The organism is Microcoleus sp. Z1_A1 (genome assembly GCF_036700305.1).
Classification (GTDB): Bacteria; Cyanobacteriota; Cyanobacteriia; order Cyanobacteriales; family Microcoleaceae; genus Microcoleus.
The window spans coordinates 139,432-155,234 of sequence record NZ_JAUBOR010000001.1 but is presented as its reverse complement, the minus strand read 5'-3'; the positions used below and the strand labels follow the sequence as shown (position 1 = coordinate 155,234).

16 protein-coding genes are annotated in these 15,803 nt (G+C 45.9%); 10 read left to right on the top strand and 6 right to left on the bottom strand.

Going from position 1 to position 15,803, the window contains the following annotated elements; translation table 11 throughout:
* Positions 1-124 precede the first annotated feature (124 nt).
* A complete protein-coding gene (acsF, locus tag QT973_RS00695; protein ID WP_333057206.1) occupies positions 125-1,201 on the bottom strand; it encodes a magnesium-protoporphyrin IX monomethyl ester (oxidative) cyclase in 1,077 nt (358 codons plus the stop codon).
* A gap of 416 nt (positions 1,202-1,617) precedes the next feature.
* On the opposite strand from acsF, the gene QT973_RS00690 reads away from it, so the two are divergent.
* Both QT973_RS00690 and rpmF read left to right on the top strand, forming a co-directional pair.
* Positions 1,618-2,094, top strand: coding sequence for a TM2 domain-containing protein (locus QT973_RS00690; protein WP_333057184.1), 477 nt, complete (start codon positions 1,618-1,620; stop codon positions 2,092-2,094).
* A 176-nt stretch (positions 2,095-2,270) separates the two neighbouring features.
* Complete coding sequence (gene rpmF, locus QT973_RS00685; RefSeq protein WP_006632406.1) at positions 2,271-2,444, top strand: 50S ribosomal protein L32; 174 nt, start codon at positions 2,271-2,273, stop codon at positions 2,442-2,444.
* 42 nt (positions 2,445-2,486) lie between these two features.
* Here the strand turns inward: rpmF and queA are convergent, their stop codons facing one another.
* The gene (gene queA, locus QT973_RS00680; RefSeq protein WP_333390302.1) at positions 2,487-3,629 is read right to left on the bottom strand and encodes a tRNA preQ1(34) S-adenosylmethionine ribosyltransferase-isomerase QueA; all 1,143 of its coding nucleotides are present in this window, start codon (positions 3,627-3,629) and stop codon (positions 2,487-2,489) included.
* A gap of 148 nt (positions 3,630-3,777) precedes the next feature.
* On the opposite strand from queA, the gene QT973_RS00675 reads away from it, so the two are divergent.
* Complete coding sequence (locus tag QT973_RS00675; RefSeq protein WP_006632408.1) at positions 3,778-4,167, top strand: hypothetical protein; 390 nt, start codon at positions 3,778-3,780, stop codon at positions 4,165-4,167.
* 201 nt (positions 4,168-4,368) lie between these two features.
* Here the strand turns inward: QT973_RS00675 and QT973_RS00670 are convergent, their stop codons facing one another.
* On the bottom strand, positions 4,369-4,962 hold the full coding sequence (locus QT973_RS00670; protein ID WP_333057187.1) for a YraN family protein: 594 nt from the start codon (positions 4,960-4,962) through the stop codon (positions 4,369-4,371).
* Positions 4,963-4,976: 14 nt separating this feature from the next.
* Between QT973_RS00670 and QT973_RS00665 the strand changes: the two genes are divergently transcribed.
* Positions 4,977-5,492 (top strand): pentapeptide repeat-containing protein, encoded by a 516-nt coding sequence (locus QT973_RS00665; protein ID WP_333042425.1) that lies wholly within the window; start codon positions 4,977-4,979, stop codon positions 5,490-5,492.
* A gap of 376 nt (positions 5,493-5,868) precedes the next feature.
* On the opposite strand, the gene dnaG is transcribed toward QT973_RS00665, so the two are convergent.
* Positions 5,869-7,887 carry a DNA primase gene (gene dnaG, locus QT973_RS00660; protein ID WP_333057188.1) on the bottom strand — a complete coding sequence of 673 codons (2,019 nt, stop codon included), beginning with the start codon at positions 7,885-7,887 and terminating at the stop codon, positions 5,869-5,871.
* Positions 7,888-8,137: 250 nt separating this feature from the next.
* Here dnaG and QT973_RS00655 point away from each other — a divergent pair, with 250 nt between their 5' ends.
* The 3 genes from QT973_RS00655 to QT973_RS00645 all read left to right on the top strand — a co-directional run bounded on the left by QT973_RS00655 (position 8,138) and on the right by QT973_RS00645 (position 12,377).
* Positions 8,138-9,073 carry an NAD-dependent epimerase/dehydratase family protein gene (locus tag QT973_RS00655; protein ID WP_333207661.1) on the top strand — a complete coding sequence of 312 codons (936 nt, stop codon included), beginning with the start codon at positions 8,138-8,140 and terminating at the stop codon, positions 9,071-9,073.
* Positions 9,074-9,233: 160 nt separating this feature from the next.
* Positions 9,234-10,154 carry an Rpn family recombination-promoting nuclease/putative transposase gene (locus QT973_RS00650; protein WP_333057191.1) on the top strand — a complete coding sequence of 307 codons (921 nt, stop codon included), beginning with the start codon at positions 9,234-9,236 and terminating at the stop codon, positions 10,152-10,154.
* Between the two features lie 18 nt (positions 10,155-10,172).
* Positions 10,173-12,377, top strand: coding sequence for a tetratricopeptide repeat protein (locus QT973_RS00645; RefSeq protein WP_333390298.1), 2,205 nt, complete (start codon positions 10,173-10,175; stop codon positions 12,375-12,377).
* A gap of 206 nt (positions 12,378-12,583) precedes the next feature.
* On the opposite strand, the gene QT973_RS00640 is transcribed toward QT973_RS00645, so the two are convergent.
* Positions 12,584-13,321: a hypothetical protein gene (locus QT973_RS00640; RefSeq protein ID WP_333390295.1), complete on the bottom strand. Its 738-nt coding sequence runs from the start codon at positions 13,319-13,321 to the stop codon at positions 12,584-12,586.
* Positions 13,318-13,644: an MgPME-cyclase complex family protein gene (locus QT973_RS00635; protein WP_172192102.1), complete on the bottom strand. Its 327-nt coding sequence runs from the start codon at positions 13,642-13,644 to the stop codon at positions 13,318-13,320. The genes QT973_RS00640 and QT973_RS00635 overlap by 4 nt, the downstream gene beginning before the upstream one ends.
* A gap of 114 nt (positions 13,645-13,758) precedes the next feature.
* On the opposite strand from QT973_RS00635, the gene QT973_RS00630 reads away from it, so the two are divergent.
* From QT973_RS00630 to QT973_RS00620, 3 genes are all read left to right on the top strand, one after another.
* Entirely contained in the window at positions 13,759-13,965 is a 207-nt protein-coding gene (locus tag QT973_RS00630; protein WP_333057195.1) for a hypothetical protein, read from the top strand.
* A 197-nt stretch (positions 13,966-14,162) separates the two neighbouring features.
* A complete protein-coding gene (locus tag QT973_RS00625) occupies positions 14,163-14,321 on the top strand; it encodes a hypothetical protein (protein ID WP_333207664.1) in 159 nt (52 codons plus the stop codon).
* Between the two features lie 28 nt (positions 14,322-14,349).
* Complete coding sequence (locus QT973_RS00620; protein WP_333260691.1) at positions 14,350-15,549, top strand: glycosyltransferase; 1,200 nt, start codon at positions 14,350-14,352, stop codon at positions 15,547-15,549.
* The last annotated feature ends 254 nt before the right edge of the window (positions 15,550-15,803 follow it).

The following is a 15,803-nucleotide window of genomic DNA, read 5'->3' as shown; positions in this document are numbered from 1 at the left end:
AAATTTCGCTTGAATTTGAAACTCGATCGCACGATCGAGCATCAAAACTAATCTAACATTATACCTAAAAAAAGCGGCTCTGCTTGCCGCAGAACCGCCGTCACAGAGGATGAAAAATCAAAACTTAACGCACAGCGCCCTGTACTGAAGGTGATTCAATTGTTTTCATGAAGTACAGCTTCAACAACTGCCAGCCGTTCGACAAGTACAAAGGCAATTTTTGGAAGAATTGCAAGAATTTCGGAGTATTAGAAGCAACAATTGCTGTCAACTGCTGATTGTTCTTGAGGCAAATATCCAGCCGTTCATAAAATTCTGGATTGTTCACGTCCAGCATGACGGGGAATACGCGGCCTGCTGTTTCGTTGGTCTTTTTGATGACTTCGATGTCGTATTCGCGAGCATCTAGACCGAGCGATCGATAAAAACCCGCACGCTGGATATCATTGAGATACATTGTCGCGAACACCGACAGCAAGAAGAAACGGCACCACAGCTTAGCGCGCCAATCGTTCAACATCTGAGGCTGAGCTCTCATCACCGCATCGAAGAAATCTCCGTGGCGGTTTTCATCCTGGCACCAATTTTCAAAGAATCGGAAAATCGGATAAATCTGGTCTTCAGGATGGGCTTTTAAGTGCTGGTAAATCGTGATGTAGCGCCAATAACCAATCTTTTCAGACAAGTAAGTCGCGTAGAAAATAAACTTCGGCTTAAAGAATGTGTAACTGCGGCTCTTTGTCAAGAAACCCAAATCCAGGGACAAATTAAAGTCGGACAGCGCTTTGTTGAGGAATCCGGCGTGCCGCGCTTCGTCGCGGGACATCAGGTTGAAACCCTCGGCGAGCACTGGATTTTTGTCTTTGAGCCTGCGTCCCAATTCTTTGTAAAGCAAGAACCCAGAAAACTCAGCGGTGCATGAACGTTCTAGAAACTCAATGAACAACTGGCGTTTTTCGCCGTCAATGTGATCCCAAGATTGAGCGAACTCCTCATCCCGCACGAAGTGGTTTTTGTTGTAGTCAACGCGGAACTCTTGGATAATTGCTTCTAGTTCGGCTTCGTTTACCGAGATGTCCATTTTGGCCATCTCGTCAAAATCTGTTGTGTAAAATCTCGGCGTGAGAATAGTTTCTTTGGCTGGGGCTTTCACTCCCGGCCGCAGTTCTTCAAAAGTGGGTTTTTTGAGGGAATCTACCATATGTTTATTGGATTTCTGCTTATAACTACTCGCTTGTTTCCATTGTCGGGTACTGCGGGCGATCGCGCTCGTGTATGTCCGGCCAGCGCTGGCGGCGCGCTTGGTTTGGCGCTCCGTGTGGAATCCAGGTCTAAGCTGCTGTAATTTCCACGCCCTCCAGTTTACCAAGCTCTCGCCCGCGAAAATATGTTGCTGGCGTTAAGAATTGCTACGCAAAATTACTCATGGGCATGGGCATGGGGCATGGGGCATGGGGCCTAGGGCATGGGGAATTGGGGAATTGGTAGTAAATAACCAATAACTTCGGACTATGCACAAATATCTGCTGGTGTCAAACTGTTCAAACACCAGATAGAAAGTACAAAATGGATAAAAGGACTCCAATTCTTAGAATAACCAGGCAGGACGGTCAGAAAATGAGCAATTTAGGTGTTAGTTACCTTTTATGGGCAGCTTGTTTTTTCGGCCCCTTCGGACTCCACCGCCTCTACAACGGCAAGATTGGTACGGGTTTGCTGTGGCTGTTTACCTTTGGTTTGTTTGGGTTTGGGCAATTGTTTGACTTGCTGCTGCTGCCGAACATGGTGGACGAACACAATGCCAGTCTCAGGGGCAAACTCGGCGTATCTCGCGAAGGTATACCGCTATATCCCAGCAACGGGGCGATCGCCGCGACATATTCCAAGCAAACTCCAGATCAGTTAGGGGTTAAACTCCTGAAGGCAGCTTATACCAAGAACGGAAGATTATCTGTCACCCAAGGGGTGATGGCAACCGGCGCTACTTTTGCCGAAGTGGAAGAGGCTTTCACGGCACTGCTCAAAACGGATTATGTGAGTATCGAGAACGATGCAGTAACTGGCGTCGTGATCTACCACTTTCACGAACTTTAGCTGCTGCGGGTGCGTGATCTAGGGGATTTTGTCTATTTTTCCAGAAGCTAATCGCTGACGCACCTTACTACTTGATATTGGTTGGTGAGCAGTTATTGCCGTTTTTTGAGTAAGCATTGCCGACAAAATCGGCTAGAATGTTTGTTTGTCTATATAAGCAGAAAGTATTTAGCGTCATGGCAGTCCCTAAGAAGAAAACCTCCAAATCCAAGAAGAATATGCGTAAGGCCACATGGAAGCGCAAAGCTGTCGTGGCAGCTCAGAAAGCTCTGTCTCTGGGCAAATCTGTTCTGACTGGACGTTCCAACAGCTTCGTGTATCCCGGCAATGAAGAAGAGGAGGAAGAATAGAAACGGCATACCGGGCATGGGGCGAACCCGATGCCCGATCGATCAATCCTTTTTTGCTGCTGGTAAAATCAGCATGGCATCGCCAAAGGAATAAAAGCGGTACTGATGCTCGATCGCTTCTCGGTACAAATCCAACAGCCGAGGCCTTCCAATCATCGCACTCACCATCATCATCAAAGTAGAGCGGGGCAAGTGAAAATTGGTAATCATCCCCTCTACAACCCGCCACTTGTAACCAGGGTAGATAAACAAATTAGTCTGGCCGCAAAAAGGTTGCAAGGAAAAATCGCCACTCGCGGCGGCGGCTCCCTCTAAAGCTCGCACTGCTGTGGTACCCACGGCAATGATCCGCCCGCCTCGGGCTTGAGTTTCCCGGATTTTCTCAACGGTGGCGGCGGGTACTTCCACCCATTCGCCGTGCATTTTGTGAGCCGTCACGTCTGTCACCTCCACCGGGCGAAACGTCCCTACTCCGACGTGTAGGGTGACAAAAGTTTTTTCTATTCCCCGCTGTTCCAAGCGGCTGAACAATTCTTCGGTGAAGTGCAGGCCTGCTGTGGGGGCCGCCACCGCCCCAAGCCGATCGGCATAAACAGTCTGGTACTGTTCCGCTGAAGCTTGGGAATTTTCGATGTAGGGCGGCAGGGGTATGTGGCCGTATTCGTCCAAAAACTTCACCAGATTCTCATCTGTGGGGATGTCAAACTCCAACAGCCGTCCCCCTGTGGCGTCGTCCCTCTCTATAACTGTTGCAGTCAATCGACGACGATGGGGGGGCATCGTGGCATCGGTTCGGCAACAGCAAGGAGCTGTGGTAGAGTCCTCACAGGCAGGGGCGATGGGATCAAACTCAATTTTTGCTCCCAACTTTAAGCGTTTCCCCGGTTTAACCAAAGCCAGCCAACAGTTGTGCTGCCGTTCTTCCATCAATAATATCTCCACAGCCGGGCCGTTGGGTTTGTGCCCGTAGAGCCTCGCTGGCAGCACGCGGGTGTTGTTCAGTACCAGCAAGTCGCCCGGTTGCAGCAAATCGGGTAAATCCCTAAAAATCCGGTGTTGCTGGCTGCTAGGAGAATCTACAGCCAGCAAGCGAGAACTGTCCCTCGGCACTACGGGATTTTGGGCAATGCGCGAGGGCGGAAGTTCGTAGTCGTAGCCGTCCAAAGACCAGTCCATCTCTGTCATCAAGTGAATTCCTGTGCGATCGATCTGTCAACTGGGTAACAAATTGGGTAAAAACCCCCATCCAAAGTCGGGTGCTTTTCCCCTTGTGGTGGCGGGTATACCCCGCGAGGATAGAGGTATAGCATCAGCTTTGCTCATAAGGATCGTTATGGAATACCTCTACTACATCGCCAATACTAGCCTTACTCTGAGAGTCGTGGATTACCTACGCACGGCTCATCATCTTCCCTTGCAATTTATCACTGTTATTCACCAAATTGACGGCTGGGTGGTAAAGGTGAAAATGAGCCAATACTTAACTCCCGAAATGCACGGGGATTTTCGGGCTTTTATGAACGAACTCGGGATTCCTTACGATCCTGAAATTCGCTTGCAAATGGCGCTTTGGAGTTTGGAAACCGGACAGTCGCCACTGAGCGTGATGCGCCGCTACCAGGTGGCCGTGGTTTGTCACGGCAGCCCTGACCGCAAAGAAATTGAAGCGTTTCGCCAGCAGTTTGTCAAGGGTCTGGGATATTGCCCGGAAACTCTGGCCTAGATTGCTACGCATATACATTAACTGTGATGACAGAACAGGAGAGGGAGAGAAGGGGAAAGCGGGAGAAGATTTAACGCTTTTTTCAGCTCCGTTAAAGCTTAAGAGAGAACTGCGCGACAGCCTAGGCAAGTTAACAATTAAAAATGACCTAGGGGCATTGGTTTGAGATTTTACCCTCTAAATTTTAATTATTATATATTTTTAAATGCTAAAAGCCGATCGAATGTATTCTTGCAGGGTGAGTCGGTAGTTACCTGCAACGGGGGATTGAGAGTTCGCTGCTGTTAATGGTGGTAAGATTTGCTTAGTGTTTTGTTGTGAAGGTTCGCACCTGACTAAAGCGACATCAAAGCGACAATAATTATTGGCTAAATCTGGATGGGTGCTTAAAAATATTTCGGCTGTTTGCCAAAGTTTGGCTTGTTTTGTGGTATTAATAGCCAACATTCCACCCGCATCCCAATTTCCCCGGCGGCGAGTTTTCACCTCTACAAATGCTAATGTTTGGGATGTGTGATTGGGAAGACTTCGGTTTTTTGCGCTTTCTTCATCTCTTCCGAGTGCGATGATGTCAATCTCTCCCCAGCGACAGTGCCACTGGCGGTGCAGGATTTCCCAACCTTGCTGCTGCAACCACTCGGCGACTAAGTTTTCTCCCAATGTGCCGATATCCCTAGAGTTTGGAGATTGGGGGGAATTGGAGTCAGCGGTGGCAAGCGGGCGATTCCCTACGGGATAGCTACGCTTGACGCGCTTTCTGGTAGAATTCAATTCAGAACTGTCACGACTGCTCATTAGCTTGAACTTGTATGATGATTTCTCGAATTCGCCAACATATTTATACTTTCTTGCTGAGTTTTGTTATTTTAGCAGTAATTGCCGCTGGGGCGATCGGCATTAATCCCGCACCTGCTTTCGCTTTGGATCACGACAAAGAAATCCTAGTCGGCGCTGATTTTACTGGCCAAGTTCTGACTGACGACAGCTTTAATAAAGCCAATCTTCGCAACAGCAATTTTACTAATGCAGATTTGCGGGGCGTCAGCTTTTTTGCGGCCAATATGGAAGAAGCAAATTTAGAAGGCGCTAATTTCACGGGTGCTACTTTAGATTTAGCTCGCATGATGAAAGCGAATTTAACTAATGCTATCCTTGAGGGTGCTTTCGCTTACAATACCAGGCTGGAAGGAGCTATCATTGACGGTGCAGATTTTACTGAGACACTGCTGCGAGACGATATGATAGAAAAACTTTGTAAAGTGGCAAAAGGTACTAATCCCGTGACAGGTAGAGATACTCGCGAAACTCTTTTTTGCGATTATTAAAAGGGTCGTTGAATAAAGTAATAAAGTCCTTAGTACAAACGGGTTCTTAGTAGGGACTTTATTCCTTATATCAGTTTAAAAAAATGTAACCGCACGCAAGCTTCAAACCCAGGGCTGTTTCATTCTCTTGTAGGGGCAATCCGACCCCTACTCCCCGTGGTTGCCCCGATATCTGAAACCCCTACCCGCTCGTCTATGGGCTGGGCGGGCACTCTTGGCACCGCCCCTACAAAACCCTGCTTTTCGGTAGGGGCAATCCGACCCCTACTCCCCGTGGTTGCCCCGAAACAGCCCTAGCTTCCCACCTATATCGAACGAGTCATCTCCAATCTCCAATCTCCAATCTAAAATCTAAAATCTAAAATCTAAAAGGGTATTAGCCCCAAGGCACGGATGTTAAATCGTAAAAATTAACTTGACGCAGCCGCTCTAATTCCTTGAGCCATTCTTGTTCGGCACAGAATAGTTGGTGATATTCTATAGCCTCTTCGCCACTGCTAGCGGCCTTGGCTTTTTCCCACATATTGAGTGCAATCCGGCGGCGCTTCATGCTGATAATTTGCTCGATACAGGCGAGGGCCGATCTAATTACTAGAGGTGCGCGATAAACATTTCTTTCTGAGAACTCATTCAAGTGAAATAAATGCGAGATTTGATTGAGTTGATTGGGATATTCAATGAAGCTATCTTGTAATTTCAATATTAACTCTGAAGGCGCTACTTGTAAAGACATTTTGTGCAATATTTCTGCATTCACAATCTGGTGCCACAAAAATCTGTGGTGAGAAAGGCTAAACTGCACGTCTCTAGCTTCTATTGCTTCTCTGACATCTTGGCGGTATTCGGGACAGTGCAAATAAATCTGCAATAATTGCGCTTCTGCTTCTTCTAAAAGACTGCGGGCTACGGCAGATAAGCTTGATTTTGAGCTTTGGTTTTCGCCGCTTGCACGCTGCTTTTTATATTGTTTGTTCGGCTTCAGCTTGTTTCTAATTAACAGGGGCATTGTCAAAGATTCGTCTTGACTCTGGCGCTTAGCCCAATCGCTGACTACTTGATTGAGCAAGTTTTCAGCAATCATTTTTGTGAGTCTAAAATCTCCTTTGCTGAGAATTTCGGCGCACTTTTGCAGGTAATGTGCTAGCTGATTGTCGTCAGTGATGTTAGTTAATAAATTAATAATTTTTTTTGTGACTTGCTGGGAAGTATCGGCTTGCTTCAAATCTTGATTTACGAGCATTTGTTGCAATTGCCAGTCGAGCCACAATGGAGCATTTTCGAGCAATTCTCGATATTGTTCTGGGGAGTATGTTTTGAGGTATTCGTCGGCATCTTTGCCGTCGGGAATGTTGAGCACCCGCAGTTGGACTTCTCCTTGATAAGCGAGTTTTTCTATTTCCCCAATCGCGCGTTCTGCTGCTTGAGTTCCTGCTTTGTCGGCGTCGAAGTTAAGGATAATTTGTTTGGAGTCAGTGTAGCGCAATAACTGCCGCACTTGGTTTAAACTTAAGGCTGTTCCCAGGGAAGCGACGGCGTTGGAGATGCCGGCTGCTTGAAGTGCGATCGCATCAAAGTACCCCTCTACAACCACTGCGCGATCGGCTTTGCTAATGGCTGTTTTGGCTGTATCTAAGGCGAATAAAGTTTTGCCTTTGTCGAACAGTTCTGTTTCGGGAGAATTGAGGTATTTCGGCTGTTCGTCGCCGAGAGCTCTGCCGCCGAAACCGATGACTCTGCCTTGGGTATCGCGAATGGGAATCATAATGCGATTGCGGAAGCGATCGTAATAACCGCTGCCGCCATTTTTTCGGGGTACAATTAATCCAGCTTGTTCTACTAATTGCGCCGGATAGTTTTTCTGTTCTACTAAATAACTGTAAAGTGCTTCCCAACCTTGGGGTGCATAACCTAATTGAAATTGTTGGATAGTTTCTTCGCTTAGCTGGCGCTCTGATTTGAGATATGCTAAGGGTTCTTCTCCTTGAGTTTGTCGCAAAGCGTGTTCGTAAAAGTTGGCTGTTAGTGCTGAGATTTCATAGAGTTGTTCCCGCAGAGAAATTTGCCGCTGCAATTCTTGTCGGTGTTCCGGTTCGACTGTTTTGACGGGGACTTGATAATTTTTAGCTAATTCTAATACTACTTCGCTGAAAGGGCGTTTCTCCAATTCCATGAGAAACTTAAAAGCATTGCCGCCTGCACCGCAGCCGAAACAATAATACATTTGTTTGCCGGGACTGACAGTAAAGCTGGGAGATTTTTCGTCGTGAAAGGGACACAAACCTACGAATTCTTTCCCGCGTTTCCGCAAGACGACGCGACCGGAAATAACGTCTACTATGTCGGCTCTTTGTTTGACTTCTTCGATTGTTTCTGGATGCAGCCGGGGAACTTGCATAGGTCTATTTTAGGCGAATTGAAAGTATGTTTATTTTGAGCGATTCCCTGCGGGATAGCTTCGCTTCACGCACAATTCGATCGTCCGGTCGGCAGAAACCGGGTTTTTTACGAAAATACTGGATTTGAGTCTTTGATACTGGTGAAAAACCCGGTTTCTCTGGTGTTTACGCGTAATTGCTATTTGAGTAAAGCTAGGGCATAACTTTATTGTAAGATATTTACACTAACTGTAAGGAGCATCGAAATTAATGCGAATTTTAATGATGGGCGGTACTCGGTTTATTGGGGTTTATCTTACTAAGATTTTAGCAGCACAAGGGCATGAAGTGGTGTTGTTTAACCGGGGCAACAAGCCTGTACCGGTTTCGGGCGTGAAACAGATTCAGGGCGATCGCACAAATGTCGAACAACTAAAAGAAAAGTTATCGACGGTCGAGTTTGACGCGGTTTTTGACAACAACGGCCGCGAACTCAGCGATACAAAGCCTTTAGCTGAAATATTTAAAGGGCGGGTGCAGCACTTTGTTTACATGAGCTCTGCGGGGGTTTATTTGAAGTCGGATCAAATGCCTCATATTGAAGGGGACGCTACCGATCCTAAAAGCCGGCATTTGGGTAAGTGCGAAACCGAAAATTACTTGGCAGAGTCCGGTTTGCCTTGGACTTCGATTCGCCCGACTTACATTTACGGCCCTCAAAATTATAACGATTTAGAGGCTTGGTTTTTCGATCGCATTGTGCGCGATCGACCGATTCCGATTCCCGGTAACGGAATGCACTTCACGCAGTTGGGGCACTGTCAGGATTTGGCTAAAGCAATGGCGGCGGTTTTGGGCAACGAAAGGGCGATCGGGCAAATTTACAACGTTTCGGGCGATCGATTTGTCACCTTTGACGGTTTAGCCCGCGCCTGCATTCAAGCAGCAGGTAAATCCCCTGATGCTATTAAGATTGTACACTACGATCCCAAACAATTTGACTTCGGCAAAAAGAAAGCTTTTCCGATGAGATTGCAGCACTTTTTTGCTTCAGTTAATAAAGCTGTCACCGAGCTTAACTGGCAGCCGGAATTTGACTTAGTTTCTGGCTTAAAAGATTCTTTTCAGAATGATTATGTAGTTTCGGGGCGGGGCAAAGCTGAGATAGATTTTTCAGTTGATGACGAGATTTTGAAAGCCGTTTGAAGTTAAGTTATAGTGGGAGCATCTTAATGTCCGAAAAAATCTAGAACCCCACCCTAACCCTCCCCGCGAGTTCGGGGAGGGAACAAGAAAGAAAGCAAACAGACTGTCACAGTAAGGTTGGCAGCCGTGTTAAGTACAAATGTCGAAGGAGAAAAATAACATGAGATTTATCAATCCCAAAATTGATTTTGCCTTCAAGAAAATATTTGGCTCCGCCCAGAGTACAGACATTCTGATTAGTTTTTTGAATGCCATACTCTATGAAGGGCGATCGATAATTGAAAGTTTAGAAATCCTTGACCCTTATCTTGGCCCTCAAATAGCGGGAGTAAAAAACAGCTACTTAGATGTCAAAGCGCTACTTAATGACGGCACATACGTGATTATCGAAATGCAAGTTTTGAAGGTACAGGCCTTTGGCAAGCGAGTTTTGTACAATGCAGCAAAAACCTATGCACTCCAATTAACAAGGGGAGAACTATACAAGCAATTGCGACCTGTGATTGCTTTGACTATCACTGATTTTGAAATGTTTCGCGGCGAGCAAGATGTGATTTCGCATTTTGTCTTCAAAGAAAGAACTCGCTTGTCTGATTATCTACAAAATGACATTGAGTTAGTATTTGTAGAGTTGCCAAAATTTAAGAAAGAATTGGATCGACTGGAAACTCTTACCGACAAGTGGATTTACTTTATCAAAACTACTGGCACTTTGGATGAAGTACCTCAAACAATGGTCACAGTCCCGGAAATTCAGAAAGCTTTTGAAATTGCCAATCAAGTTAGTTTGACACAGGAGGAATTTAACATATTACAACAGCAAGAGTTTTTTGCTCAAGATCAAGAGGGTTCAGTGGCTTTAGGTCGGGAAGAAGGCAGACAAGAAGGCAGACAAGAAGGACAAGTAGGGTTAATTATGCGTTTGCTAAGTCGCCGTTTAGGTCAAATAAACCCGGATATTGAAAGCCGCATTCGCCAATTGCCGATCGACAAATTAGAGAATCTTGCAGAAGCCATGTTAGATTTTTCTAATGCCGAAGATTTAACAGCTTGGTTGGAAGCTAATTCTCCAAAAGACTAGGAATATTAGGTAAATCTCATGCTTGGAATCACACTCAGCAATCGCTACAGTATTATCCGTCACTTGGGAGGCGGCGGATTTGCTCAAACTTATTTAGCTGAAGATAAGCAGCTACCAGGCAATCACCTATGCGTCGTCAAGCAGCTTAAACCTCACGCAACCGATCCGGAAACTCTACAGGTAGCAAGACGTTTATTTGATACTGAAGCACAAGTTTTGTACAAGTTGGGAAATCACGATCGCATTCCCCGACTTTTTGCTTACTTTGAAGAAAATCAAGAATTTTACCTAGTTCAAGAATTTATTGAAGGTCACGATTTAAGCCAAGAAATTATACCCCCCCAAACCCCCCCTTACCAAGGGGGGGCTGGACTTGGCTCCCCCCCTTATCAAGGGGGGGCTGGACTTGGCTCCCCCCCTTACCAAGGGGGGGCTGGGGGGGGTTCCTCTTACCAAGGAGGAACTGCGGGAGTCATGCAGGAAGATGCCGTGATTTGTATATTGCAGGAACTTCTCGAAATTTTAGACTTTGTACACCAGCAAAATGTGATTCACCGCGATGTCAATCCCCGCAATATCCTCCGCAGAGATAGAGACGGAAAATTAGTTTTAATTGACTTCGGCGCAGTCAAAGAAATTACTACTCAAATCACCAATCCTCAGCCCAAGAATAGCTTGAGTGTCAGCATCGGTACTCCCGGTTATATGCCCAGCGAACAAGCTCACGGCAACCCGAAACTCAGCAGCGATATCTATGCCGTCGGTGCGATCGCAATTCAGTTCCTCACTGGCATAAATCCTCACCAAATGCCAAAAAATACCGAGACAGAGGAAATAATTTGGCAGGACAAAACATCAGTCAGTCCTGAATTTGCGACTATTTTAGATAAGATGGTAAAGTACGATTTTCGGCAACGTTATTCTAGTGCCGGCGAAACGCTGCAAGCTATTAAAGAATTGAAAAATTCTTTCAGCGGTACAGTTCCTGTATTGCCTCCGGTTGCTGCTGCGAAGGGGCAGCTAAAATCCCGAAAAAAACTGTATTTAAAAATATTGTCGATCGCCAGTTTAATTGGCATCAGTATTATAGCATCTATTTATGGTGTAAATACTTTTAATGCGGCCAATGCAACTGACCTGTACAACCGAGGCAATACTCTTTACAATTTAAGCCGATTTGAAGAAGCTCTGGCCGCTTATGAGCGAGCAATAAATCTCAGGCCTGACTACGCGGAAGTGTGGCAGGAAAAAGCCAAAACTTTATATGAATTGAAAAAATATCGAGAATCGCAGTCAGCTTATGATAAAGCCATAGAATTAAAGCCGGAATACTTGGAAGCTTGGACGGGACGCGGTTATGCTTTGGATAAGTTGCAACAGTCTCAAGAGGCGATCGCATCTTTTGATAACGCTTTGAAAATCCAGCCAGACTATGCCGCAGCGTGGGAAGGCAGAGGCGATGTTCTCTTAGATTCGCAGCGGTACGAAGAGGCGATCACTTCCTACGAAAAAGCTGTAAAATTTCAGCCCAATTTGTACCGTGCCTGGTACAATCGGGGACAAGCTCACCAAAAATTAAAACAGTACGATCGAGCCGTTGAATCATATCAAAAAGCAGTTGAAATCAAATTCGATAATTATGAAGCTTGGTACAATTTAGGCAATGTCTTCCTAGAATTAAACAAAAACCAAGAAGCTTTTGAAGCCTACGAAAAAGCCGTGCGGTTTCAGCCCAAGTTTTATCAAGGGTGGTACAGTAAAGGCATCGCTTTGCTGAAAATGCGGAGGCATGAAGAAGCGGTGGAAGCTTACGAAAAAGCTGTTAAATTAAAACCGGATTATTATCAAGCGTGGTATAATTTAGGTTGGTCTTACCACGAATTACGCAAGTACGAACAAGCAATTGAGTGTTACAGCAGAGCCTTAGATTTAAACCCGAAAGAATATCAAGCGTGGTACAATAGAGGAAATGCTCAGTCCAATTTAAAGCGGTACGAAGATGCGCTAGTATCTTACAATGAAGCTGTGTATGTCAAACCTGACTACTCGGAAGCCTGGTACAGCCGCGGCAATGCACTGGTGGCGGTAAAAAGATACGAAGATGCGATCGCCTCCTATGAAAAAGCTATTCGCTACAAACCCGATTACCGAGCCGCAATGGAAGCAAAAAAGCGGGCAGAAAGTCAGCCCGAAAACAATCAGCCACAGCCAAAACAACAATAATTATTAATTAAATTTAGTCAGAACTTAAGCAATTGTCACAATTAGTAAGGTGCGTCAGATATTTAAACCCTCAATAATCGTTTAAGAAACTCACCTGACGCACCCTACAATGCTATTATTTCTTCTTCCTTGTCAAGAATGATGAATACTAGATAATTCATCCGTGTATCCGTGTTATCATCCGTGTAGTGCCTTCCTTCTTGCTTTCAGCGAACAGCGGGAGAAATTACGGTAACTCGGCGGCTGTCTACTAACATCGGCCAAAAACCTCGATCGCTCAATGCTTTTACAGCAGCAGTAGCGGCGTTTTGATCCGTTGTATAAGCGACGAATAAAAAGGGACGCTGGCCGTAGGAAGCTAAGCCTACTTGCGTGCCTAATGCTTCCCTGACTTGGGCGGCTAATTCCGGTTGGTTGAAGTAATCTACTAACACTGCATAACCAGGGCCCAGGGGTTGGGGATTGAAGGCAAGATTGCCACTGGGAGAATTGGTGATTGGTTCTGAACCTGGTGCTGGCTGAGGGTTGTAGACTGGCAAATTTTGGGGTAGTGCCGCTGCGGGCGATCGTACTACGTAAGCTTGCAATCCGACAACATCTTCGATGTATTTAACCCAATCGCTGGCGATTTGCGAGTCGCGAAAGCCACCAACTCGCGTCACCGTGTCATTGATGTACCGACAAACTGTGTTGTTAGTATTTCCAGGGAAAGAGCGTTTTGCTCTTTCTTGCTGTTCGGGTGTTGTGGTGACAATTAACAGTAGATATTCATCGGACTGCGGCGGTTGGCAGCTCGACTGAGCTTTAACAGAACTCGATAAAATTGTCAATACCAAAAGGGCGATCGAAGTAGCAGGAAATAGGGGGAGAGACAAAATAAATTTGTACAATTTACCCCTAATTGTTGTTAGTTGTTTTGTCGGATATTTTGCTCTTTTATTCATGCTGTCTGTAGGGATGCAAGGGCATCAGGAATAGTTGGTGATGGTGCTTGAAATTCACCTGTCAGTACATATTCTAATCGCAGTTTCAACCAGGTGATGAAGACAGGATCGGTAGAAATAATAGCGGCGGCTGGCTGAGGGCATTTTGCTTTAACTTCTGCCATTGTCGGTGCTTCTAGGAAAGCCGGCTGCTTGACCAACCAGAAGTCTATTTGTTTTTCTTGTTCGTTGTAGTTGCGAGTTCTTTCTTTAAACACTTCATCTAGGGCTTCTTCTTCTAGCAAAAAGCGTTGGCTGGCTAAAACGTAGTAGTAGGTTTGCATTTTTGTCGGTTGTTAGAGGTTGACGGTTAGCGGTTAATGTCGCCTGTATCGGCCAGTTTTGCTGGTCAGGGGCGGGTTTGCCGAGTTGCGGCAGTTGGAGAGTTCTAGACTCTTGTGCCGTTTACTTTACCTTATTTGCTGTCATCTTGGGTAGATGCAGAGCAAGTCGCTTCAGAAAAATCTTTGGTGGTGAGTGTTGGGGGAGTTGTGAGAGTTGCGAGAGTGGCTGGTTTTTTGGGGATTTGGGCGATTATTTTTCGGGCTGGTGATTTTCGGGAAAATTTAGGTGACAATAGGAAATTAGATGGAATTGCAGGTTGAATAATTACCAATTATTGAGGCAATCTGGGGGCTGTTAAACCTGATTGGGAGTGGTTTGCATATATAAAAACTTGAGATAGTTTTTGATTGCTAACCCTAAAAAAAGGCTTTCAGGGCGAGCGAACTGCTTGCGGGAAAATCAAAGGTTTGTGACTACTACCTAAAAACAGTCCTGACTATTGTATTAAAAATGTAAAATGTGTGAATTGATTTCCTCTCCCCGGAATAGCGATCGCCCCGCTGTCACTTCCCCCATCCCACCAAAAGCGATCGCCCTCCGCCCCTGCTCAAATAAGCTCAACAAATCAGCTAAATTTGTTGCCCACGTATTGCAGCCAAAGGCTAAACTAATCTAAGCTTTACCATAAAATTTTCTCCCCGTTCATGAACATCGCTTATTTAGTCAACCAATATCCCAAAGTCAGCCACAGCTTTGTCCGCAGAGAAGTCCTAGCGGTTGAAAATTGCGGCATGAAAGTCGCACGATTTTCGATCCGATCCTGCGAGTCTGAACTCGTTGATGAAGCCGACAAACTAGAGCAAGAATCGACTAAAGTAATCTTAGGAGTTGGTTTACAGGGGTTAGCGTGGGGTTTGCTTCGCGTTGCCGCAACTAGACCAATTCGATTCATCGAAGCTGTGCGGTTAATGTTCAAAGTTGGCTGGCACTCGGAACGGGGGATTTTGCTGCATCTAGCTTATTTAGCAGAAGCTTGCATTCTTTTAAATTGGTTTGCAGAATCCGGTACAGCACACGTTCACGCTCACTTCGGGACAAATTCCACAACAGTCGCAATGCTGTGCCGCGTGCTTGGCGGCCCGACTTACAGTTTCACCGTTCACGGGCCTGAAGAATTTGATAAAGCCACACTTCTTTCCTTAGACGAAAAAATTAAACGATCGACCTTTGTAGCAGCAGTTAGTTCCTTCGGTAAAAGTCAGCTTTTTCGGTGGTGCGATCGCACTTTTTGGTCAAAAATTCACGTCATACACTGCGGCGTAGATGCTGCATTTTTAGCTGCACCCTACGTCCCCATACCCGCAGCACCCCGCTTAGCTTGCATTGGCCGGCTCAGCGAACAAAAAGGTCATTTATTATTGCTAGAAGCTGCTAGCAAGTTAGCAGTTCAAGGCTTAGAGTTTAAGTTGGTACTCGTAGGAGACGGGCCGCTGCGATCGGATATTGAACAGCAGATTCAGCAACTTGGTTTGCAAAACCATATAGAAATTACCGGTTGGGCCAGTGGCGATCGAGTTCAGCAAGAGATTTTAGCTTCACGGGCAATGGTATTGCCGAGTTTTGCCGAAGGTTTGCCCGTCGTAATTATGGAAGCCCTCGCTCTCAATCGGCCCGTAATTAGCACCTATGTTGCTGGCATCCCGGAGCTCGTAGAACCCGGTGTTTGCGGTTGGTTAGTTCCTCCCGGTTCCGCAGAAGCATTAGCCGTAGCGATGCGCGCGGTATTGGAAGCACCTCTAGAAAAGCTAGAACAAATGGGGAAAACAGGAGCAGAACGGGTTGCTCAACAACACAATGTTGATTTAGAGGCCAAGAAATTAGTGGCGCTGTTTGAGAGTGCTTGAGAATGGTGCAAAACCTATGGATTAACTGACATTTTGCACCATTATTAATAAGTCTTTCAAGGGCGGGCAGGATGCCCAACCCCTACTCCCCACAGGAAAATTAATTGTTTGTGGAACAGGCATCTTGCCTGTTCCTTGAATTAAGCTGTAATTCTTTGTGGAACAGGCATCTTGCCTGTTCCTTGAATTAAGCTGTAATTCTTTATTGTTTGTGGAACAGGCATCTTGCCTGTTCCTTGAATTAAGCTGTAATT